This window comes from Paractinoplanes durhamensis, from assembly GCF_016862175.1.
GTDB classification, from domain to species: domain Bacteria; phylum Actinomycetota; class Actinomycetes; order Mycobacteriales; family Micromonosporaceae; genus Actinoplanes; species Actinoplanes durhamensis.
Window position 1 is genome coordinate 1 of record NZ_BOML01000028.1, and the last position, 24290, is coordinate 24290.

Consider the following 24290-nt stretch of genomic DNA (forward strand, 5'->3'; position numbering starts at 1 on the left):
CTTCCGTCTGCGCGGTCGCTTCCGTCTGCGCAGCCGAGCCGATGCGGCCGAGATAATTGAAGAGCACCGGCGGCTGCGGAAGTGGCGCGAGCTGCGGCGCGGTCTCGGCGTTGAGGTGACGGAGAAGGCCGTAGCCGATGCCGTTGTCCGGTGCAGCACGCAGCTCTTCCTTGACCCGCTTGAGCAGCGCGGACGGGACGGCCGCACCGACGGCACCGAGCCGCACCGGGTGGGCGGTGGTGAACCAGCCGACCGTGCGAGACAGGTCGGCACCCGGCAGCAGCTGCTCTTCGCGGCCGTGCCCCTCAAGCTCGACGACCAGGTCGGCCTCGCCGACCGCGGAGGCCAGCGCGGAAAGCAGCAGGTCCTGAACGTTGGCCCGATAGGCGGCCGGGATCGAGGTGATCAGCGGCGCCGTCCGAGCGGCATCCAGCTTTACCGTGACGTGGTCGAGAGTGCCGAGCGTGTCACGGCTCGGGTCAAGGCCGACGTCCCCGAGGTATCCGGTACCACCGCCGAGAACCTGCTGCCAATGCGCCAGCTCGCCGACACGCTCACCGGCGGCACGCTGAAGCGCAAGCGCCCACGCCCGGAAGGACGTGCCGGCCAAGCCAGCACCTGGCAGGCCAGCTCCGGCCAGATCGACTCCCGCCAATCCAGCGCCCGCGAGATCGCCACCCGCGGAATCGCCATCCGCGAGATCGCCACCCGCGGAATCGCCACCCGCGAGATCGCCACCCGCGAGATCGCCACCCGCGAGATCGCCACCCGCCGAGCCGGCGCTCGCGGATTCGGCACTCGCCAGATCGGCGCTCGCGAGATCAGCCAGCAAGATCGGCCAAGAGACCGCGTCCACCGCGAGGTGGTGGATCTCGAGGAGGACTTGGTCGTCGCGCAGTTCGGCGCGGAGCATCCGGCCAGCCGCCGGATCCAGCGCCGCACCGATGAGGTCGGCCGCGCGGACCGCGCCCGGGGCGGGCACGTGCAGACCGTCGCCGGTCCAACGGGCACGAAGCACGTCGTGGCGGTCCAGGAGGAACTGCAAACGATCGGCCAAGGCGGCTTCGGTCAGACCCGCCGGGGCGGTCAGCAGCATCGACTGCGAGAGCTTCGGGTCGGAGACCGCGAGGTCACGCATGATCGGCGTCGCCGGGATGTAGCCCCACGCCTCGGTGGCGTCCGGCCGGGCGGCGGCGACCAGCGGGGTCGCGGCCAGGGCCAGGCCCTCCACGGTGGGATGGGCGAAGACATCGCGGGCGCTCACCTGCCAGCCCGCGGCCCGGACCCGGGCGGTCAGCTGCAGGGCCAGGATGCTGTCGCCGCCGAGGGCGAAGAAGCTGTCCCGCACGCCGGCCCGGGGAAGGCCGAGCACGTCGGCAACCGTGCGGGCGAAGAACTCCTCGGCCGGCGTGCGGGGGTCGTCGTCGCCGGCCCGGCCGGCGAAGTCGGGCGCCGGCAGCAGGCGCCGGTCCAGCTTGCCGTTCGGGCTGAGCGGCAACTCGTCCAGCTCGACAAACGCCGCCGGCACCATGTGCTCCGGCAGCGTCTCGGCGAGAATCGCGGCCAGGTCGGGGGTCAGCGCGCCACCGGGGCCGGCCGCCGACCCAGCGGTCGACTCGCTGCCGAAGGTCGATGTCGAACCGGCCGCGGGCCTTTCGCCGCTGGTGGCCGCAGAGTCTGCCGACTTGCCGCCGCGCAGGCCCGAGTCAGGGGTGGGCTTGCCGACCACATAGGCGACCAGGCGGACGGCTGGGCCGTCTTTCCGGGCCACCACGGCCGCGGCGGTCACGCCGGGGACGCCCAGCAGAGCGGCCTCGATCTCTCCCGGCTCGACCCGCAGGCCGCGGATCTTCACCTGGTCGTCGGTGCGGCCGGCGTATTCGAGCACGCCGTCGGCACGCACCCGGGCCAGGTCACCGGTGCGGTAGAGGCGGTCGCCGGGTGCGCCGAACGGGTCGGCGATGAAACGCGTCGCGGTCAGGGCCGGCCGGTTCAGGTAGCCGCGGGCCAGCTGGACGCCGCCCAGGTAAAGCTCGCCGATGAAGCCGGCCGGAACCGGGCGCAGCCACGGGTCCAGCACATGGACCTGGGTGTTCCAGACCGGACGGCCGATCGGGACCGGCCCCGACGACATGGTGTCCACCGGGTGGTAGGTCACGTCGACCGCGGCTTCGGTCGGGCCGTAGAGGTTGTGCAACTCGACGCCAGGAAGGAGCTTGCCGAAACGCTCGGCCAGGTCGCCAGGCAAAACCTCGCCGCTGCAAATGACCCGCCGCAGCGCGGCAGCAGCCGACGACCCCGCTCCGGGCCTACCCACTGCACCGACCGCCAAGCCGGACGGATCCACCACCGCGGCCGAACCCTCCACCCCGGCCGAGCCTGCAAGAGCCGACGGATCCGCCAACACGGACGGGGAGGTCATCGCGGGCGAGTCCGCCAGACCGGGCGAGTCCGCCAGCACCGCCGGACCCGCCAGGAAGGCTCGGAGCATCGACGGGACGAAGTGGACGGTGGTGACCTGCTCGGTGGCGATCAGCTCGGCCAGGTAGGCCGGGTCTCGGTGGCCGTCGGGGCGGGCCACCACCAACGTGGCGCCGGTCAGCAGGGGCCAGAAGAACTCCCACACCGACACGTCGAAGCCGGCCGGGGTCTTCTGCAGCACGCGTTCGCCCGGCTTCAGGCCGTACTCGTTCTGCATCCACAGCAGGCGGTTGACGATCGCGCGGTGCGAGACCACCGCGCCCTTCGGCTTGCCGGTCGAGCCCGACGTGTAGATCACGTAGGCCGCCGCGTCGGCGGGCACAAAGACCGGCGCGGCCGGCTCGTGGTCGGTGGCGGCCGACGTGAGCAGGACGGCCGCGCCGGAGTCCTCGAGCAGGTAGTCGTTGCGCTCCTGCGGGTGCGACGGGTCGATCGGCAGGTAGGCCGCGCCGGCCCGCTGCACCGCATAGAGGGCCACGACCAGGTCGATCGACCGGGGGATCGCCACCGCCACGACGCCGCCCGGGCGGACACCGCGGTCGATCAGGTCGGCGGCCAGCCGGGCGGCCCGATCGTCCAGCTCGGCATAGGTCAGGGTGATGCCCTCGAACACCACGGCGGCTGCGTCCGGGGTACGACGTACCGCGGCAGCAACGAGCTGCGGCAGAGTCGTCGCCGGCACCGGCCGGGCCGTGTCGGCCAGATAGGCCGGCGCGGGCAGGGCGCGCCCGATCGGGCGGTCCGGCCCGGCGGCCAGCTCGGCCAGCAGGGCGCCGAAGCGGTTCAGGATCTCATCGGCGTCGCCCGGCGTGAACACGTCGGTGCGGTAGGCAAGGCCGAGCCGCAGCCGCTCGTCCGGCGCGACCGCGAGGGTCAGCGGGTAGTGCGGCGCGTCGTCCCCGGTCACGTCGGTCATCCGCAGGCCACCCGCGCCGGTCGCCGAGTGCAGAGCGTCGGTGTCGAGCGGATAGCTCTCGAAGATGGTGAGCGTGTCGAACAGCTCCCCGATCCCGCCGATCCGCTGAATCTCGGAGAGCGGCAGATGCTGATGGTCGAGCAGCGCGGCCTGCGAGGCACCGACCTGCCCGAGCAGCGAGGCCCAGCTCTGCGCCGGATCGAGCACCACCCGCACCGGCAGCGTGTTGATGAAGAACCCGATCATGTCCGCAACCCCGGCGACCTGCGCCGGCCGCCCACTGACGGTGGTGCCGAAGACGACATCGGTGCGCCCGGTGAGATGCGACAGCAGCACCGCCCAGGCCGCCTGCACCACGGTGTTGAGGGTGACCTGCCGCTCCCGGGCCAGTGCCGAGAGGCGATCGGTGGCTTCCCGCGGAAGCGACCGCTCCAGCTTCCCGGGCCGCTCGTCGAGAACGGCCCCGGCGTTCGGCGCAACCAGCGTGGCCTGCTCCAGCCCGGCAAGGCTGGCTCGCCAGGCCCGCGCAGCGGCATCCCGGTCGGCACGCTGCAACCAGCGAAGATATTCGCCGTACGGCCGAGGCGCAGCCAGCGCACGCCCGGCATAAAGGTCAAACATCTCCCGCACGGCAAGGGGCGTGGACCAGCCGTCAAGAAGCACGTGATGGTTGGTGAGAATCAGCCGATGCCGCTCCGCCCCGACCGGCACGAGGGTGAGCCGCAGAAGAGGCGACGAGGTCAGATCGAACGGCGTGTGCCGATCCGCGGCAGCGATCTCCTCGAAGTCACCGTCGACAACCGCCCACGGCAACTCGGCCCGCGCCGACACGACCTGCCGCAACACCCCGCCAGGCCCGGCCGGGAACGAGACCCGCAGCGCCGGGTGCCGATCGAGCAGCGCCTGCCCCGCCGCCCGCAGCCGCCCCGGATCGAGCGGACCTTCAAGATCAAGGACTTGCTGCACGACGTACGGGTCCACATCGTCAGCAAGCGCAGCCAGAAAGACGAGCCCTTCCTGCAGCGGAGACAGCGGCCAAACATCCGCAAGCCCACCAACCCGGCGCTCCAGCCGAGCGATCTCGTCCTGCGCAACCCCAGAAAGAAGCAGATCAGACGGTGTACGCCCACCTTCCGCCCCGACCAGCCCGGCAAGGGCCGCAAACCAGTCAGCAGCCAGCCCCCGCACGTCATCCTCAGCAAAGACGCCGTCCGGATAGGTAAGCGAGACCGACAACGCCCCATCCAGCACCGAAGCGTTGATCTCCAACGCCCGGGTGAGCGGCATGCCCGGGTCAGCGTGCCCGCCAAGCCCACCGATCGAGCCCCAGCCCGCGTTGTCGGCGGAAGCCGCGGAGTCGAATCGCCCGAGGTAGTTGAGGACGATCTCCGGCTCCGGGCGCGCCGCGAGGGCCGCCGAGGTGGCCGGGTTGAGATAGCGCAAAAGGCCGAATCGGGCGCCGTTCTCCGGCACCGCGCGGAGCTGGTCCTTGACCCGCTTCAGCGCCGCCGCGGCGCCGTCCGGGCCGGGCGTGAGCCGCACCGGGTATTCGGTCGTGAACCAGCCGACGGTCCGGGCGAGGTCGACGCCGGGCACGAGCGATTCTTCGCGCCCGTGTCCTTCCAGCTCGACGAGCACGCTGTCCTGGCCGGTGCGCGCGGTGACGGCCAGCGCCAACCCGGCGAGCAGCACGTCCGGCACCGCCGCGTGGAAGGCGGCGGGCACGTCACCGACGAGCGGCGCGGTCCGGGCCGCATCCAGCGTGACGGTCACGGTCCGGGCGGTGGCCACGGTGTCCCGAGCCGGGTCGACTCGGCGCGCACCGATCGGCGGCGCGGCGTTCCCGGCCAGCACCTCCGTCCAATAGGGAGCCTGCGCGGTGTCCGAGGCAGCGGCGGCAAGCCCGGTCGCCCACTCCCGGAACGACGTGCCGACGACCGGCAGCGCCGGTGCCCGCCCGGCAACAACGTCACCCCAGGCCGCCACCAGATCCGGCAGCAGAACCCGCCACGACACCCCGTCCACGACGCTGTGGTGCACGACGAACTCGACCTCGTCGCCACGCCACACCACCTGAAGCGGCACGCCGTCGCCCGGCCGCAGCCGAGCGCCGGTCTCCTGCACCACCACGTCCTTGGCGGCGAGCGAACCGGGCGGCGGCACCGAGAGACCGGCGTCGGTCCAGCGGGCGCGCAGCAGGTCGTGGCGGTCGAGCAGGGCCTGGACGACCGCGTGCAGGCGGTCGATGGTGAGGTCGGCGGGGGCGCGCAGCACCATGTTCTGGCTGTAGGTGGTGGCGGGGCCGGTCTCGCGCAGCCAGGCCAGAGCCGGGGTCAGCGGCACCTCGCCGATCGCGGCTCCGGCCACCGCGGCGCGCGGCGAAGTGGCGGGGGCGGCTACGGCGGCCAGGGCGGCCACCGTGCGCAGCTCGAAGATCTGGCGTGGGGTGATCTTCAGGCCGGCGGTGCGGGCTCGGGCGACCAGCTGCAGCGACACGATGCTGTCGCCGCCGAGGGTGAAGAAGCTGTCGTCGACGCCCACCGCGGGCAGGCCCAGGACCGCGGCGAACTGGGCGGCCAGGATCTCCTCGGCCGGGGTGCGCGGGGCCGCGTCGCCGGTGAGGGCGCCGAAGTCGGGCGCCGGCAACGCTCGCCGGTCCACCTTGCCGGCCACCGTGACCGGCAACCGGTCGAGGGTGACCACGGCGGCGGGGATCAGGTGCTCGGGGAGCCGCTCGGCGGCCCACTCACGCAGGCCGGCAACGGAGCCGACGACGTAGGCGACCAAGCGGCCGTCGCGGGGCACCACGCATGCCTGGCGCACGTCGGGGTGTTCGGTCAGCGCCGCGGCGACCTCGCCGGGCTCGACCCGGAAGCCGCGGATCTTCACCTGGTCGTCGGAGCGGCCGACGAATGCGAGGGTTCCGTCCGCGGCCCACCGGACCACGTCGCCGGTCCGGTACATCCGCTCCCCGCCCTGGAACGGGTCGGCCACGAACCGGGTCGCGGTCAAGCCGGAACGGTCGAGATATCCGCGGCCCAGCTGGGCTCCGGAGAGATACAGCTCGCCGGCCACACCGTTCGGGACCGGCCGCAGCCAGCCGTCCAGGACGTACGCGCGGGTGTTCCCGATCGGCCGCCCGACCGACGGGGTCTCGCTGTCGGAGACCCACGCCAGCAGGGTGTCCACCGTGCACTCGGTCGGGCCGTAGAGGTTCACGCCGGTGACCCCGGGCGCCGCCCGCAGCGCCGACCACAACGCCGGCCCGGCCGCTTCGCCGCCCAGCATGACCAGCGCGGGGGCGCTGTCGAGCAGACCCGCGTGCACGAGTTCCTGGCCGAGCGAGGGCGCCACGTCGAGGGCGTCGATGCCGTGCGACGCCACGTACGCCACGAACAGGTCGGCGTCGCGGCGGGTCTCGTCGTCGAGCAGGTGCAGCTCGTGGCCGGCGACCAGCCAGAGCAGACCCTCCCACGAGGTGTCGAAGACCAGCGCCGCCGACAGCGCCACGTTGACCCGCCGACCGGCCGCCGTCGGCACGATGAGCCGCTCCCGGTGGTGGTGGAAGAGGTTCATCAGACTGGCGTGCGAAACCACTACGCCCTTGGGCCGGCCGGTCGACCCGGAGGTGTAGATCAGGTAGGCCGCGTCCGCGGGCGACGGGTCCGGCAGCTCCGCGTCGGCGGTCAGGGCCAGCAACGAAGGGGTGACGACCACGGCGGGGGCTGCGTCGGACAGCAGGTAGTCGATGCGCTCGGCCGGGTAGGAGACGTCGATCGGCAGGTAGATGCCGCCGGACCGCAGGGCGGCCAGCCACGCCACGATCGCGTCCTCGGTGCGGGGCAGCAGGACCGCGACGACCTTCTCCGGGCCGGCGCCGTGCGCCCGGAGCACCCGGGCCAGCCGGTCGACGCGGGCCGCGAGGTCGGCGTACGTCAAAAAGCGGGAACCGAAGCGCAAGGCGACCGCCTGCGGAAGGCGCCGCACGGTGGCGTCGAATTCGTCGAGGATCGTGCCGGGCGGCACCGGGAGGGCCGTGTCGAGCTGCGGCCGTGTGCCGGCCGGCGGGAGGGTGGCGAGTCGTGCGTCCGGGTTGGTGGCGAACGCATGGAGGAGGGTCTCCAGGCGGGCGAGGATGGTTTCGGCCTGCGTGCGGGTGATGACGTCGGGGCGGTATTCGGCGCCGAGCGTCAGCCTCTCCCCCGGCACCACGGTGAGGGTGAGCGGGTAGTGGGTGGCGTCCCGGCCGGTGACCTCGGCGAGTCGCAGGCCGGCCGCGTCCTCGAGGGCCCGCAGTCCGTCGGCGTCGAGGGGGTAGCTCTCGAAGACGAGCAGCGTGTCGAAGAGCGGGCCGATGCCGCCGAGCCGCTGGACGGTCGCCAGTCCGAGGTGCTGGTGGTCGAGGAGGGTGGCCTGTTCGGCCTGGATCCGGGCCAGAAAGCCGGCCCAGGTGTCGGCCGGGCGGGGGCGTACTCGTACCGGCACGGTGTTGATGAACAGGCCGACCATGTCCTCGGCGCCGGGCAGGGTGGCCGGCCGGCCGGAGACGGTGCTGCCGAAGACGATGTCGTCGCGGCCGGTCAGCTCGCCCAGGATGAGCGCCCAGCAGCCCTGGACCACGGTGTTGAGGGTGCGGCCCTGCGCGCGGGCCACCTCGATAACCCGTTCCGCGTCGACCAGGTGCTCGATCGCCTCGGGCGTCGCCGACGCCTGGTCACCCAGGAGGGTGGGCTCGTCGAGGCCGGAAAGGGCCTCCCGCCAGGCGTTCTCCCCCGCCGTCCGGTCCTGCTTGGCCACCCAGGCCAGATAGTCCTTGTAGGGGCGCACTTTCGGCAGCGGCCGGCCCGCGTAGGCGAGCAGCAGGTCGCGCACGAGCAGCGGCGCCGACCAGCCGTCGAGCAGGATGTGGTGGCTGGTCAGGACCAGGCGGTGCCGGGTGGCGCCGAGCCGGATCAGGGTCCAGCGCAGCAGCGGCGGCCGGGCCAGGTCGAACGGCCTGCGGGCCGCTTCGTCGGCGACCGCGTCGGCGTCGCCGGGGCGGGCGGACAGGTCGACCTCGGTCCAGTCGACCGGCACCGCGGCCGGGATCAGCTGCACCGGCTGGCCGGCCTTGCGCGGCCGGAACGCGGCGCGCAGGTTGGCGTGCCGGTCCAGCAGCGACTGGGCGGCCTCGCGCAGCCGGGCCGCGTCGAGGTCGCCGTCGAGGGTGAGGATCTGCTGCACCACGTAGACGTCCGGCCCGCTGTCCGCGTACGCGGACAGGAAGTAGAGACCCTCCTGCAGCGGCGACAGGGGCAGGATGTCCTGCAGTCCGCCCGGCGTGCTCACAAGAGCCTCCACTCGTCTTCGAACTCGTCGATCTCGTCCTGGCTCAGCGTCACCAGAAGGTCGGATGGGGTGTGGCCGCCACCGCCGGCCGCGGCGTCGCGCAGCCGGCCGAGGGCGTCGGCCCAGCGCTCGCTGAGCTCGGCGATGTCCGCCGCGGTGAGGACGCCGTCCACGTAGGACAGCCGGATGTCCAGCTCGGGGCCGGTGGGCAGGTCGGCGGTGGCCGCGTTGATCTCCAGGGCGTGCGCGACCGGGAAGGCCGGGTCGAGGCCGTCGCCGAGGGTGTCGTTGTCCGGCGCGGCGAGCCATTCCCCGTCCGTGTCGGTGGCACCCATCCGGCCGAGGTAGTTGAAGAGGATCTCCGGCTGCGGCGCGGCGGCCAGGATCGGCGCGGTCTGCGGGTTGAGGTAGCGCAGCAGCCCGTAGCCGGCACCCGCGTCGGGGACCGCCCGCAGCTGCTCCTTGACCCGCTTGAGGGCCGCGCCCGGGTCGTCGCCGGCCGGGTCGATCCGCACCGGGAACTCGGTGGTGAACCAGCCGACGGTCCGGGTCAGGTCGCTGCCGGGGACCAGGTGTTCCTCGCGGCCATGGCCCTCCAGGCGCAGCAGCAGGCCACCGTCCGCGGCCGCCGGGCGCCATTCCCGAACGGCAAGGGCAAGAGCGGTCAGAAGCACATCCTGTACGCCCGCGTGGAACGCCTCGGGAACCGTGGTGAGCAGCGGCTGCGTCTCCGCCGCGGTGAGCCGGAGGGTGTGCTCCTTCAGGGCCGCGACCGTGTCGTCCCGCAGAGGCCGGGTGCCGATCGTCGTCGCCGGGGCGTCCAGGATCGACTGCCAGAACGGGAGCTCGGCGGCGCGGTCGCGGGCCGTCGCGGCCAGGCCCCGCGACCAGGTCCGTAGCGAGGTGCCGACCGGCGGCAGCTCGCCGCCCTGCCAGGCGGTGGCGAGGTCACCGGCGATGATCCGCCAGGAGACGCCGTCCACGGCCAGGTGGTGGCCGGTGAGCAGGACCCGGCCGTCGTCGAAGAGGACGGCCTGGAGCATTCGGCCCTCCTCGGGGGCAAGCCGGCGCACGGCGGCCAGGTGCTCATCCACCAAACTTTGCGAAGCGGCGCGGACCATGGCGGCCGCAAAAGGCGGGACCACCAGCCCGTCGTCGGTCCAGCGGGCGCGCAGGGCGTCGTGCCGGTCCAGCACCGCTTGCAACAGGCCGGTGAGCCGGTCGAGGGTCAGGACGGCCGGCACGCGCAGGACAACCGACTGGGCGAACGTGGAGATCGGGGCGTGCTGGTCGCGCAGCCACGCCTGGATCGGGGTCAGCAGCACCGGGCCGAGGCCGGCGCCGGCCGGTTCGCGGACCGTGCCGCCGGCCGGCACCACGACCTGGGCGAGGGCGGCGACGGTCTGGTGCTCGAACACCTGGCGGGCGCTGAGGTCGAGGCCGGCCGCGCGGGCCCGGGACACCAGCTGCAGGGCGACGATGCTGTCGCCGCCGAGCGCGAAGAAGCCCTCCTCGACGCCGACCTCGTCGATGCCGAGCACCTCGGCGAACAGGGTGGCGAGGAGCTCCTGCAGAACGGTTCCGGGGCGTTCCACATCGCGGTCGATCACCGGTTCGGGCAGGGCGTTCCGGTCGACCTTGCCGCTCGCCGAGCGGGGCAGCGCGTCGAGCATCACGACGACCGCCGGGACCAGGTAGTCGGGCAGCCGCTGGGCGACCCACGAGCGGACCTCGGCGGGGTCGGCGCTGCCCTCGGCGTACCCGATCAATCGTCCGTCCCTGGCCAGCACGTAGGCCTGCCGGACGTCGTCGTGGGCGGCCAGGGCGGCGGCCACCTCGCCCGGCTCGATCCGGAAGCCGCGGATCTTCACCTGGTCGTCGGCGCGGCCGAGGAACTCCAGCTGTCCGTCGCGGGTCCAGCGGACCAGGTCGCCGGTGCGGTACATCCGCCGGCCGACCCGGAACGGGTCGGCCACGAACCGTTCGGCGGTCAGCGCCGACCGGCCCAGGTAGCCGCGGGCCAGCCCGGATCCGGCCAGATACAGCTCGCCCGGGACGCCCGGCGGCACCGGCCGCAGTGCGCCGTCCAGCACGTACGCGGACTTGTTGCGGTCCGGCGTGCCGATCAGCACCGGTCCGCCGCTCACGCACTCCCCGAACGTCGAGTTGACGGTGGCTTCGGTCGGCCCGTACGCGTTGATCATCCGATGGGTGGCGGTCCAGCGTTCGACCAGCTCGGGCGGGCAGCGGTCGGCGCCGACCACGACGGTGACGCCGGCCGGGACCACCCCGGCGGGCAGGGCGCCGAGCGCGGCCGGCGGCAGCGCGAAGTGGGTGACCGCCGCGTCCCGGACGAACGCGGCGAACGCGTCGCCGAGCCGCGACTCCTCCGGGGCGATCACCATGGTGGCGCCGCGCAGCACACTCACCGCCAGCTCGGCGATGGTGACGTCGAAGCTGGGCGAGGCGAACTGGGCGATCCGGTCGCCCGCGGTGACCCGCCAGGTCGCGGCGAACGTGTCGGCCAGGTCGGCGAGGCCGGCGTGCGGCACGACGACGCCCTTGGGCTTGCCGGTGGATCCGGAGGTGTAGATGACGTACGCGGCGTGCTCCGGCCGCAGCGGCGCGAGCCGGTCCTCGTCGGTGACCGCGCGGTCGTCCTCGCCGGCGAAGTCCCGCGGCCCGATGACCGGGATGCCGAGATTCGCGGTTCCTGGGTGGGAAACGACCAGGATCGGGGCGGCGTCAGCAGCCAGGGCGGCGATCCGCTCGGCCGGGTAGGACGGGTCGACCGGCAGGTAGGCGGCGCCGGCCTTGCTGACCGCCAGCTCGGTGGCGAACAGGTCGGCCGAGCGGGGCAGCAGCACCATGACGAGCCGGTCCGGGCCGGCGCCGGCCCGGATGAGCCGCCGGGCGAGCTGGTTGCTGCGCCGATCGAGGTCGCGGAAGGTCAGGCGCAGCGGGCCGTCCTCGATCGCGACGGCGTGCGATCCGGCCCAGGCGGCGAACAGGTCCGGCAGCGTTCGCGGCTCGGTGGCGGAAACCGTTCCCTGCCAACCGGATTCGAGGGCGTGCCGCTCGGCCGGGGACAGGATCTCCAGCTCGGAGACGCGGCGCGCCGGTGCGGCGACCGCCGACTCCAGCAGCCGGATCAGCCGGGCGGCGAGGGCCTCGGCCGAGTCGAGGTCGAACAGGTCGGCGCTGTATTCGATGACGCCACGCATCCCGTCGGCGCCCTCCTCCTCGGTCACCACCACGCCGAGGTCGAACTGGGCGACCCCGGTGTCGATCGGCAGCGGCGAGGTGGCCAGGCCGGGCAGGCCGGGGGTGGCCGCGGGCACGTGCTGGAACGCGACCATCACCTGGAACAGCGGGTTGCGGCCGAACGCCCGCTCCGGGTTGACCGCCTCGACGACCCGGTCGAACGGCACGTCGGCGTTGCCGAACGCGGCCAGGTCGGTCCGCCGGATCCGGGCGACGAGCTCGGTGAACGACGGGTCGCCGCGCAGGTCGGCGCGCAGCACGAGGGTGTTGACGAAGAACCCGGCGAGCGCGTCGAGCCGCTGGTCGGCGCGGCCGGCGACCGGGCTGCCGAGCGGGATGTCGGTGCCGCCGCCGAGCCGGCCGAGCAGCGCCGACAGGGCCGCCTGCACCACCATGAACGCGGTGCTTCCGGTGCGCCGGGCCAGCTCCCGCACCAGCCGGTGGGTGTCCGCGCCGACCGCGAACGGCACGATGCCGCCGCGGTGCGAGGGGTTCGCGGGCCGGGACCGGTCGGCGGGCAGGGCCAGCTCGGCCGGGATGCCGGCCAGGGCGGTCCGCCAGAACTCCAACTGCTCCTGCTGTACGCCGTCGAGCAGTTCGCGCTGCCAGAGCGCGTAGTCGGCGTACTGCACCGGCAAGGGCTCCCAGGCCGGCGCCGTCTCTTTGACCCGAGCCGCGTAGGCGACGCCGAGGTCGGCGATGAGCCGTCCCTCCGACCACTCGTCGGTGACGATGTGGTGCAGCAGGAGCAGCAGCACGTGCCGGTCGGGGCCGTCGGTGAACAGGTGCGGCCGCAGCAGCAGCTCACCGGCGAGGTCGAAGCCGTAGCGGCCGGCCTCGGCCAGAGCCGTCTCGCTGTACTCGCCCTGCTGCCAGATGATCGTCGGCTGGATGAGGATCCGCTGCACCGGCTTGCCGTCGACGGTCGGGAACACCGTGCGCAGGCTCTCGTGCCGCTGCACCACGTCGCCGAGCGCCGCCGTCAGCGCGGTCTCGTCGAGCGCGCCGTCCAGCCGCAGCGCGAACGCCACGTTGTAGGTCGGGCCGGGCCCGTTGAGCTGGTGGTGCAGCCAGAGCCGATGCTGCGCGGGCGCCACCGGAAGCGGATCCGGCCGCGGCGCCACCACCAGCGACGGCGTCTCGGTGCCGGTTCCGGCCCGATCGAGGTACGCACCGAGGGCGGCCGGGGTCGGCGCGTCGAAGACGGCCCGGATCGGCAGCGTGGCCCCGAACACCGCGCGCACCCGGGCGGCCAGGGCAGTCGCGGTCAGCGAATGCCCGCCGAGCGCGAAGAAGTCGTCGGACGCGCCCACCAGCGGCAGCCCGAGCACCTCGGCGAAGAGTCCACCGAGGATCTCCTCGGTCGCGGTGCGCGGGGCCGTCCCGCCGGCGATCTCGGCGAAGTCCGGCTCCGGCAGGGCGCGCCGGTCCAGCTTTCCGGCCACCGTCATCGGCAGCGCTTCCAGCGCCATCACCACGGCGGGGACGAGGTGGTCGGGAAGCCGCCGGGCGGCCCACTCACGCAGGTCGGCAATGTCTCCGATGACGTACGCGACCAGGCGCCCCTCGCGGGGGACGACCGCTACCTGCCGCACGTCCGGATGTTCCGCCAGCGCCGCGGCCACCTCGCCGGGCTCGACCCGGAAGCCACGGATCTTCACCTGGTCGTCGGCCCGCCCGACGAACTCGAGCGTGCCCTCGGCGGTCCATCGCGCCACGTCGCCGGTGCGGTACATCCGCTGCCCGGCGTCGAACGGATCGGCCACGAACCGGGTCGCGGTCAGGCCGGGCCGGTCGAGATATCCCCGGCCCAGCTGGGCGCCGGACAGATACAGCTCGCCCGCGACGCCGTCCGGGACCGGCCGCAGCCAGCTGTCCAGCACGTACGCGCGGGTGTTCCCGATCGGGCGGCCGACCGACGGCATCTCGCTGTCGGCGACCCACGCCATCAGGGTGTCCACTGTGCACTCGGTCGGGCCGTAGAGGTTCACCCCGGTCACGCCCTCGGCCGCGCGGAGCGCCTGCCAGATCCGCGGGTCGGCGGCCTCACCACCCAGCGCGACCACGGCCGGGCGGTGTGCGCCGTCGAGCAGGCCGGCGTCGACCAGCGGGCCGGCCAGCGACGGGGTCACGTCGAGGAAGTCGAGGCGGTGCTCGCGGACGTAACGGACGAACAACTCCGGGTCGCGGCGGGTGTCGTCGTCGAGCAGGTGCAGCTCGTGGCCGGCGACCAGCCAGAGCAGCCCCTCCCACGAGGTGTCGAAGACGAGCGCCGCGGACAGGCCCGCCCGCACCCGCCGGTCCTTCGTGATCAGCCGCTCGCGGTGATGGTGGAACAGGTTCATCAGGCTGGCGTGCTCGACGACTACGCCCTTGGGCCGGCCGGTCGACCCGGAGGTGTAGATGAGGTACGCCCCGGACTGCGGCGCGATCGCCGGCAGGTCCGCGGTGTCGTCCGCAACGAACGCGGGCGTCACCACCACGGCGGGGGCGGCGTCGGACAGCAGGTAGTCGATGCGTTCGGCCGGGTAGGAGACGTCGATCGGGAGGTAGATGCCGCCCGAGCGCAGGGCCGCCAGCCAGGCGATAACCGCGTCGGTGGTGCGGGGCAGCAGGACCGCCACCACCTTCTCCGGGCCTGCGCCGGCGGCCACGAGCGCGCGGGCCAGGCGATCGACGCGCGCGGCCAGTTCGACGTACGTCAAGGCGTCAGCGCCGAAGCGCAGCGCGACTTTTGACGGCATGTCGCGGACCGTCTCGTCGAAGGCGTCCAGCAGGGTTCCCGGCGGGACATCCATCGCCGACTCGTCCGCGGGCAGTTCGCCGGCCGGGCGGACCTTGGCCAGCACCGCATCGGGGGCGGCCACGAACGCGTCCAGCAGATCCCGGAAACGGCCGAGGATGGCGGTGGCGGCGCTGGTGTCGTACAGGTCGGGGCGGTGTTCCAGGCGCAGCCGCAGCGCGGCGTGCGGCACGACGACCAGGCTGAGCGGGTAGTGGGTGGCGTCCACCGGGATGCCGCCGCTGATCTCCAGGCCGTCGACCGGCGGCAGGCCGGCCGTGGTCGGGTAACTCTCGAAGACCGTCAGCGTGTCGAACAGGTCACCGACGCCGGTCAGCCGCTGGATCGTGGCCAGGCCGAGGTGCTGGTGGTCGAGCAGGGCGGCCTGCTCGTTCTGGACCCGGCGCAGCAGCGCGGCCCAGGTCTCGTCCGGGCGCAGCCGCACCCGGACCGGCACGGTGTTGATGAACAGGCCGACCATGTCCTCGACCCCGGCCAGCCCGGCCGGGCGCCCGGCGACGGTGGCCCCGAACACGACGTCGTCCCGGCCGGTCATCGCGGACAGCAGCAGCGCCCAGCCGCCCTGCACCACGGTGTTGAGGGTCAGGCCGTGGCTGCGGGCGGCGGCCGTCAGCCGCTCGGTCTCGGCGGTGCTGAGCACGATCTCGGCGACCTGCGGCAGCGCGGCGACGCTCGGCGCATCGGGGGCGACGAGGGTCGGCTCGTCCACTCCGGACAGAGCCTCGCCCCACGCGGCCTCGCCGATCCGGTCGTCCTGGGCGGCGAGCCAGGCCAGGTAGTCGGTGAACGGCCGCGGCGCCGGGGTGACGGTCCCCGCGTAGGCCCCGAACAGGTCGCGCATGGCGAGCGGCCCCGACCAGCCGTCCATGAGCAGGTGATGCTGGGTGAGGACGAGCCGGTGGTCGCCCGCGCCGACGTGGGCCAGCACGAATCGCAGCAGCGGCGGCGCGGTCAGGTCGAAGCGGCGGTTGCGCTCGGTCGCGATCAGCTCGTCGAGCTCGGCCGGGGTGACGGTGACCTCGTCGAACGGGACCTCGGCCTGCGCCGGGATCACCTGCACGGCGGCGCCGGAGTCGGTGCGCACGAAGCCGCCGCGCAGGTTCGGGTAGCGGTCGAGCAGGGTGTTTGCGGCGGCCCGCAGCCGGGCCGCGTCGACGTCGCCGGTCAGCGTGAAGACCTGCTGCACCGTGTAGACGTCGGTGTCGTCGTCCAGGCCGGCCAGGTAGAACAGGCCCTCCTGCAGCGGCGACAGCGGCAGCACGTCGGCGAGGTCCGGGTGGCTCACGGTGAGCGCGGCCAGGTCGTCGGCGCCGAGCCTCGACAGCGGCACGTCCGACGGGGTGAGGATGCCGGCGTCCGGCTCGTTGGCCGCCGCCAGCAGAGCGACGAGCGCGGCCAGCCAGTCGTCGGCGATCCGCCGCACCTCGGCGTCGCCGATCGCACCGGCCGGGTAGCTGAACTCGGCCCGCAGCACCGGCCCGTCCGGCCCATCGGTGGTCGAGGCGTTGACGGCGAGCCGGTGACTGACCGGCATCCGCGGGTCGGCGGTGGCGTGCGCCGCCGGCAGCTCGGCAGCGATTCCCCAGTCAGCGTCGGTGGCCGCCCCACCGAACCGCCCGAGGTAGTTGAACAGCACTTCCGGCGCAGCACCGGCAAGATCCCCGAGGTGGTGCAGCATCCCGTAGCCGATGCCACCATCCGGCACCTGCCGCAGCCGCTCCTTGACGCCCTGCACGACGGCGGCCGCCCCACCGGCCGCAGCCGGCAACCTCACCGGGTATTCACTGGTGAACCAGCCCACGGTACGAACCAGATCGGCCCCCGGTACGACCTGCTCCTCCCGCCCGTGCCCTTCAAGCCCGACAAGCGGCTCAGCATGACTGCCGTTGCGCCGCGCGAGGGCCAGCGCAAGCCCCGCAAGCAGCACGTCCTGAACCCCGGCCCGGAACGTCGCCGGCACGGTGGTCAGCAGCGGCCCGGTAACAGCCGCATCCACGGTGACGGCAACCCGCCGCAGCGTCCCGGCCGTACCCCAGCCCGCCGAACGTGTCGACTCAGCCCCCGAACCGCCCCCAAACTCCACAAGATCGCGCGCGACCGCGCTGGCAGCGACCGCGCTGGCAGCGCGGGCGCCGGCGCCCGCAACGGCCGTAGGCCCAGCGCCGACCGCAGCCGATCTTGTTGACTTCCCGTCCGCTTCGCGCGGCAAATCGACAAGATCGCGGACGACGGCACGGTCTCCGGCCGATCTTGAAAACTTGCTGTCCGATGCGGTCCCCAACTCCACAAGATTGGGAGCTGGTGCGGGAGCTGGTGCGGGAGCTGGTGCGGGAGCTGGTGCGGGAGCTGGTGCGGGAGCTGGTGCCGCGGCCGGAGTGGGGGGGCGCGGCTGCGTGTGGAGGGCGGTGGTCAGCGATCGGCTGGTGAGCTTTGCCGTGGTCTGCTGCCAGTGGTCACGCTCGGTTTCCCGGGACGGCAATGCCGCGTGCAGGCCGAGTGCCCATCCGCGGAACGGAGTGCCGGTCGGGGCCGGCGTCTCGCCCCGAGCCGCGGCGGCCAGGTCTTCGGCGAGGATGCGCCACGAGACGCCGTCCACGACCAGGTGATGGGCGACCAGCAACAGGCGGCCGGGCCGCGCACCTCGGTCGAACCAGACGGCCTGGACCATGACTCCGGTGGCCGGGTCGAGTCGGTCGGCGGCGGCTTCCCGCTCGGCGGCGACCAGCTCGGCGAGGTCGTCGGTGCCGACGGAGACCGTGCGCAGATCGAGCTCGATCTCGCCCGGCGAGATCTCCAGCGTCCAGCGGCCGCCGGCGCCCGGCTGCGGCTCCCCCACCGTGGCGGCGCGTCCAGCGGCCTGGTCGGCGGTGCTGGGCTGCGGCTCCCCGACCGCGGCGCCGCGGTCGGCGGCCTGGCCGCCGGTGATGAGGAGTCTGGCGCGCAGCAAGTCGTGCGGGGCGAGGGCGGCGTGCACGACGGTTCGGATTTCGGTCGCTGCCGCGTTGGCGGGGGTGCGCAGCAGCAGGGCCTGTGAGTAACGGTCGATGGGCGCGTCCAGGCCGCGCAGCCAGGCGATGATCGGGGTTTCCGGCACGGTGCCCACGCCGGATTCGGTGGGAGCGGCAACGGCGGCGATCGGGGTGGCGACTCGGGCCAGCGCGGCGACGGTCTGGTGCTCGAAGACCTGGCGCGGCGCGATGTGCAGGCCGGCCGCCCGGGCCCGGGACACGAGCTGGATCGACAGGATGCTGTCGCCACCGAGGGCGAAGAAGCCGCCGTCTCGCCCGACCCCGTCTTCGTCGAGCCCGAGCAGCGTGGCGAAGAGTCCGGCGAGGACCTGCTCCTCGGGTGACTCCGGGCGGTTGCCGGTCGCGGGAACGGGCAGCTCGGGCAGGGCGGACTTGTCGACCTTGCCACTCGCGGTCAGCGGCAGCGCGTCGAGCACCAGCACGACGGCCGGCACCAGCGCTGCAGGAAGTCGGGCAGCGAGGTGTTCGCGCAGCTCATCAGCGGTCACGACGGCCCTGGCACCATCGGTGTCGGCATGCGGCAGGGAACCTCTCGCCGCAACGGCAACGCCGCCGGCGCCGGCTCCTTCAACTCCGCCGACGGCGACCCCGCCGGCGGAGTCGCCCGCGGCGACGGTTTCGCCACCATCCCCGACAACTTGAGGAGCGTCGGCAACTCCGGTGGCCGCACGATCATCGTGGCTTCCGGCATTGCGCGGGGATCTGGTGGCGGAGATCGGCATGGATGGGACCGCGTAGGCGAGCAGGCGGCCGGCTCGGGCGATCACCGCGGCCTGGGCCACCGCGGGGTGGGCGGCCAGGACGGCCTCGACCTCGCCGGGCTCCACCCGGAAGCCACGGATCTGGATCTGGTCGTCGGTTCGGCCGAGGAACTCCAGGTCGCCAGTGGTGGTGCGGCGGACCAGGTCGCCGGTGCGGTAGAGGCGGGCTCCGGGGGCGCCGAACGGGTCGGGCACGAAGCGGCTGGCGGTCAGCGCGGGACGGCCCAAGTAGCCGCGGGCCAGGCCGTCGCCGCCCAGGTAAAGCTCGCCCGGCACGCCGGGCGGGAGCGGGCGGAGGTGCGCGTCCAGGACGTGGGCGGTGCGGTTCAGGTCGGGGCGGCCGATCAGGACCGTGTCGAAGTCGGGGGTGGCGGCCCACGTCGTCGCGGTCACGGTCGTCTCGGTCGGGCCGTAGGCGTTGATCAGCCGGTGACTCTGCTGCCAGCGGCGCACCTCGTCGGCGGCCATCGCTTCGCCGCCGATGGTGATGGTCACGCCGGGCGGGATCGCCTCGGTGGGGAGCGCGGCCAGCAGCGCCGGTGGCAGGTCGACGTGGGTGAGCCGGCGGGATCTGATGAAGTCGCCGAGGCCGGTGCCCAGGCGAACGTCCTCCGGGACGATCACCAGCGTGCCGCCGGTCAGGATCGAGGCGGCCAGCTCGCTGAACGCCACGTCCACGCCGGGCGACACGAACTGGGCCACCCGCGACGAAGGGCCGGCACCGAAGACGGTGCGGACGCTCGAGACCAAGCCGGCGAGGCCGGTGTGCGGCACGACCACGCCCTTCGGGCGGCCGGTCGACCCGGAGGTGTAGATGACATAGGCAGGGTGCTCGGGAAGCACCGGGACGCCCGGATCGGACGAGTCGTCGCTGAGGTCGGTGACCAGGATCTGCGGGATGCCCAACTCCGACGACGCCGCGGTAGTCAGCACGGCGTCGGCAAGCTCGGTGACTCGGGCCTGCGGGACGCCCAGCTCCGGCGACGCCGCAGTAGTCAGCACGCCGGGCACGCCGTCGGCGGGCTCGGCGACTCCGACCCGCGGGACGCCCGGCACCGACGGCGCCGTAATAGGCAGCACGGCGGGGGCGGCGTCGGCGGGCTCGGTGACCAGCACCTGCGGGACGTCCGCGATGGACGGGGACGCGGTGATCAGCAGGGCGGGGGCGGCGTCGGCGATCTGGAGCCGGTGGCGGTCGGCGGGGTGGTTCGGGTCGAGGGGCAGGTAGGCGGCGCCTGAGCGGGTCACCGCCAGCAACGCCACCAGCAGGTCGGCCGAGCGGGGCAGCAGGACCGCTACCAGCTTTTCCGGGGCGGCGCCGGCGGCCAGCAGGCGGTGCGCCAGCCGGTTGGCGCGCGAGTCCAGCTCGGCGTATGTCATAAGCCGGTCGCCGTCCTCGACGGCGACGGACGACGGCGCTGCGGCGACCCGAGAGGCGAAGAGCTGCCCGAGTGTGGTTGGGGAAGCCGGACCGCGTACCCCCTGCCAGGTGGAACCGGAAGCGGCCCGTTCGGCCTCGCTCAGCAGGTCGACCTCGGAGATCGCGCCCGAAGGGTCGGCCACGACGGCCCGCAGCAGACGCAGCAGGCGTTCGCCCAGCGCCAGCGCGGTTTCCCGGTCGAACAGGTCGGCACGGTATTCGATGCTCGCGTCGAGGCCGCCGGGGCGCTCGGCCACGTCGAAGGTCAGGTCGAACTTGGCGGTGCCGGTGGCGACGAGCCGCGGCGTCACGCTCAGGCCCGGGAAACCGGCGACCGCGGGCAGCGCGGCCTGGTAGGACACCATGACCTGGAAGAGCGGGTGGTGCGCGAGCGAGCGCTGCGGGTTGAGCTCCTCGACCAGGCGCTCGAACGGCAGGTCCTGGTGGGCGAGCGCGGCCAGGTCGGCGGTCCGGACCCGCTGCAGCAGCGCGGCGAAGCTGGGATCGCCGGAAAGATCGGTCCGCAGCACGACGGTGTTCACGAAGAATCCGACGAGGCGTTCCAGAACGTCGTCGCCACGGCCGGCGACGGGGGTGCCGAGCGGGATGTCCGGGCCCGCGCCGAGCCGGCTCAGCAGCGCCGCCACCGCCGCCTGCACCGTCATGAAAAGGGTGACGCCGTGCGACCGGGCGAGCCCGCGCAGCCCTTCCGCAAGATCCGAATCAAGAGAGAGATGCACCATGCCGCCGGCCTCGGAGGCACGGGCCGGGCGGGGCCGAGAGGTGGGCAGGCGCAGGGTTTCCGGGGCGCCGGCCAGGTGCTGCCGCCAGAACTCGACGTGCGTGGACATCGGCAGCGCGTTCTGCCAGGCCGCGTAGTCGGTGTAGCGCACCGGGAGCGGCGCCCACGAGGGCTCATCGGCGGCCAGCCGGGCCGCATAAGCCGTGGCCAGATCGTCGAGCATCGGGGTCAGGGACCACTCGTCGCCGGCGATGTGGTGCACGACCAGCAGCAGCACGCGCTGCCGGGGGAACCAGCGGACGCGCAGCGGCGCCTCGGCGGTGATGTCGAACGGTTCGCGGACCGCGTCCTCCACCTCGCCCTCGTCAACGATGACGCTGACCTCGGGGTCGAGGACGACCGGATCCGGCGTGAAGATGGTGCGCAGCGGCTCGTGCCGGCGCACCAGATCGCCGAGCGCCGTCTCCAGCACGCCGAGGTCGAGCGGGCCCTCGACGTCCAGGGCGAGCGGCAGGTTGTAGGTCGGGTTGGGGCCGTCCAGCTGGGACAGGAACCACATCCGGCGCTGCGCGGCCGACATCTCGGCGGCCGCTCCGGCGACGATCGGCGGCCGGGCGCTGCCGGTGGCGGCGTCGAGCCGGGCGGCGAGGGCGGCCACGGTCGGGGCGTCGAAGACGTCGCGCAGGGCCAGGTCGGCACCGAGGAGGGTGCGAACGCGAGCGGCGACCCGGGCGGCCAGCAGCGAGTGGCCGCCGAGCGCGAAGAAGTCGTCCCGCAGCCCGACCACGGGGACGCCGAGGACCTCGGCGAAGACCCCGGCGAGCAGTTCCTCCTGCGGGGTGCGGGCCGCCTCGGACAAAACGGCGACATAGTCCGGGGCGGGCAGGGCGTTGCGGTCGAGCTTGCCGTTCGGGGTGGTCGGCAGGACGTCGAGCACGACGATCGCGGACGGCACCATGTAGTCGGGCAGGACGCGCAGCACCGACGGGTCCGGTGTGCCGCCCACGACGTACGCGACAAGTCGCCGGTCCCCGGGCCGGTCCTCGCGGATGATCGCGACGGCCCGGACCACCGACGGGTCTGTTTCGAGGACCGACTCGATCTCGCCGAGCTCGATCCGGAAGCCGCGCAGCTTGACCTGGTGGTCGACCCGCCCGAGCACGTCGAAGTTGCCGTCGGGCAGGCGGCGGGCGAGGTCGCCGGTGCGGTACATCCGCTCCCCCGGCGCCCACGGGTCGGCGACGAACCGCGCCGCGGTGAGCTCCGGCCGGCCGAGATAGCCGCGGGCAACTCCGGCCCCGCCGAGATACAGCTCGCCCGGGAAACCGTCCGGGACCGGCCGCAGCGCGGCATCCAGCACGTAGGCGCGGGTGTTCCAGATCGGATGCCCGACGCTGACCGTGTCGCAGAGCAGCCGGTACGCGGTCGACCAGATCGTGGTCTCGGTCGGCCCGTAGAGGTTGGTCACCTCGGCGGCATGTTTGCGCAGCTCGGCGGCCAGTTCCGGCGGCAGCGCCTCGCCGCCGACCAGCACCCGCAGCCCGGCGAGAGCCTGCGCCCCACCGGGCACGTCGACGAGGGCCCGCCACAGCGTCGGCGTCGCCTGCACCACGGTCGCCTGCGTCCGGCGCACCAGCGGCAGCAGCACGACCGGGTCCTGCACGGCCTCCTTGGGCGCGAGCACGACGGCCGCACCGCACAGCAGCGGCAGGTAGAGCTCGAGCCCGGAGATGTCGAAGCTGACCGTGGTGACCGCGAGGAGCCGGTCGTCGGCCCGCAGCGGCACTTCCTCGCGCATCGCGAGCAGGAAGTTGACCAGGTTCTCCCGGGTGACGACCACGCCCTTGGGCCGGCCGGTCGACCCGGAGGTGTAGAGGACGTAGGCGGCGTCGTCGGCCCGCGCCGGGAGCGGCTCGCCAAGGCTCTGGATGCCGTCGCTCGTGACGAGCAGGGCCGGGGCGCTGTCGGTGAGCATCCCGTCGATCCGGTCGGCCGGGAAGTCCGGGTCGATCGGCAGGTAGGCGGCGCCGGTGCGCTGCACGGCCAGCAGCGTGATCAGCAGATCGGCGGTGCGCGGCAGGCTGACCGCGACGATCCGCCCAGATGCGGCGCCGCGCGAAGTGAGCTGCGCGGCCAGGGCCTCCACGCGGCCGAGGAGTTCGGCATGGCTGAGCGAGGCGCCATCAGGTTCGATCAGAGCAACTGCTTGCGGGGTACGCCGTACCTGCGCTCGCCACAACTCGATCAGTCCGGCCGACGGCAGTTCCCGCACCGTGTCGTCGACAGCCGGCTTGTCGACCAGCCCGATCCGCCCGGTCGGCGTGGCCGGATCGGTGTCGGCCAGCGTCGCGAGGAGCGAAGCCAGCCGCGCGGTGTGCCCGTCGAGGTCGGCCTCGGTGTAGCGGGCCGGATTGGCGTCGATGGCCAGCTCGAGAACGTCCCCGCCGCGGTCGTCGAGGGTGATCGACAGGTCGTCGACCGGCCCCGGCGAGACGTAGCGCGGCGTGCCCGGATGCCCGCCGAAGTCGAGCGTCGACCCGAACGGCTTGATGTTCACCCACGGCCCGACCAGCCGCCGCGCCCCGCCGACCAGGCCGAGGTCGCGCCGGATGTCCTCGCCGCGATAGCGCTGATGCGGCCGGATCGCCTTGACCTCGGCGGCGACCCGGCCGATCAGCTCCGCCACGGTGTCCCCCGGGGCTACCGGCGTCCGCAACGGAAGAACATTGACCGCGGTGACCGGCACGCGGGCCGCCACCGAGCCGAGCCGGCCCATCATCGGCAGCCCGAGCACGGGCGTGCCACCGGTGAGCCGGTGGACGTAGAGCGCGGTCGCGGCCAGCACGGCCTCGACCCGGGTGGCGCCGCTCGCCTTGCCGACGGCGGTGAGACCACGGCCGACCGCGGACGGCAGGGCGACCCGGCGGCGCAGGAACGTGGGGCTGGGCCGCACCGGGCCGTCGGCGATGTCCGGCACCTCGATGTCGGCGAGGTGCGCGAGCCAGAACTCCCGGTCGGCCGCGTATTTCGCCGAGGCCCGGTAGGCGGTGTCCTCGGCGACCACGTCGGACAGGCGCCCGAACGGGTTCGGCGGCACGTCTTCGCCACGGACTATCGCCGTGTAGACGGCGGCGAGCCGCTGCCCGACCAGCGCCGACGTGTAGGCGTCCATGACGATGTGGTGACAGCGCTGGTACCAGGTCCAGCGCCCCGGTCCCCGCCGGATCAGCGCCTCGGCGAAGACCGGGCCGTTTGCAAGGTCCGGGATCCAGTCGTCGCCGGCCTCGCTGACGGACAACTCCCAGTCCGGCGACCCGATCTCCTGCCGCGGCACCTCGGAGTCACCGATGAACCGCACCCGCATCGCCTCGGCGTCGTTCAGGGTTCGGCGCAGGGCCCGCTCGAACATCACCGGGTCGACCTCGCCGTCGATGTCGACGCAGGCGGCCGTGGTGTACGCCGGTCCGGGGTCCAGGTGCTGGGCGTACCAGACACCGGCCTGGGCGGCGGTGAGTTCAAGCGGCACTGTCGTACTCCGTCTTTCGT

Annotated in this window: 2 protein-coding genes and 2 pseudogenes; all 4 read right to left on the minus strand. The window is 73.4% G+C overall.

Annotation, left to right across the window (positions count from 1 at the left end; all coding sequences use genetic code 11):
- On the minus strand, positions 1-1531 hold a 1531-nt coding region (locus Adu01nite_RS49120), incomplete at its 3' end, for a condensation domain-containing protein (protein ID WP_438871082.1).
- A gap of 417 nt (positions 1532-1948) precedes the next feature.
- Positions 1949-3178: pseudogene (locus Adu01nite_RS49125) on the minus strand (AMP-binding protein); the annotation flags it as partial.
- A gap of 90 nt (positions 3179-3268) precedes the next feature.
- Positions 3269-8737 (minus strand): annotated as a pseudogene (locus Adu01nite_RS49130) (amino acid adenylation domain-containing protein); the annotation flags it as partial.
- Positions 8722-24270 (minus strand): non-ribosomal peptide synthetase, encoded by a 15549-nt coding sequence (locus tag Adu01nite_RS16780; protein ID WP_203727809.1) that lies wholly within the window; start codon positions 24268-24270, stop codon positions 8722-8724. The gene Adu01nite_RS16780 and the pseudogene Adu01nite_RS49130, both read right to left, overlap by 16 nt.
- Positions 24271-24290: the final 20 nt, after the last annotated feature.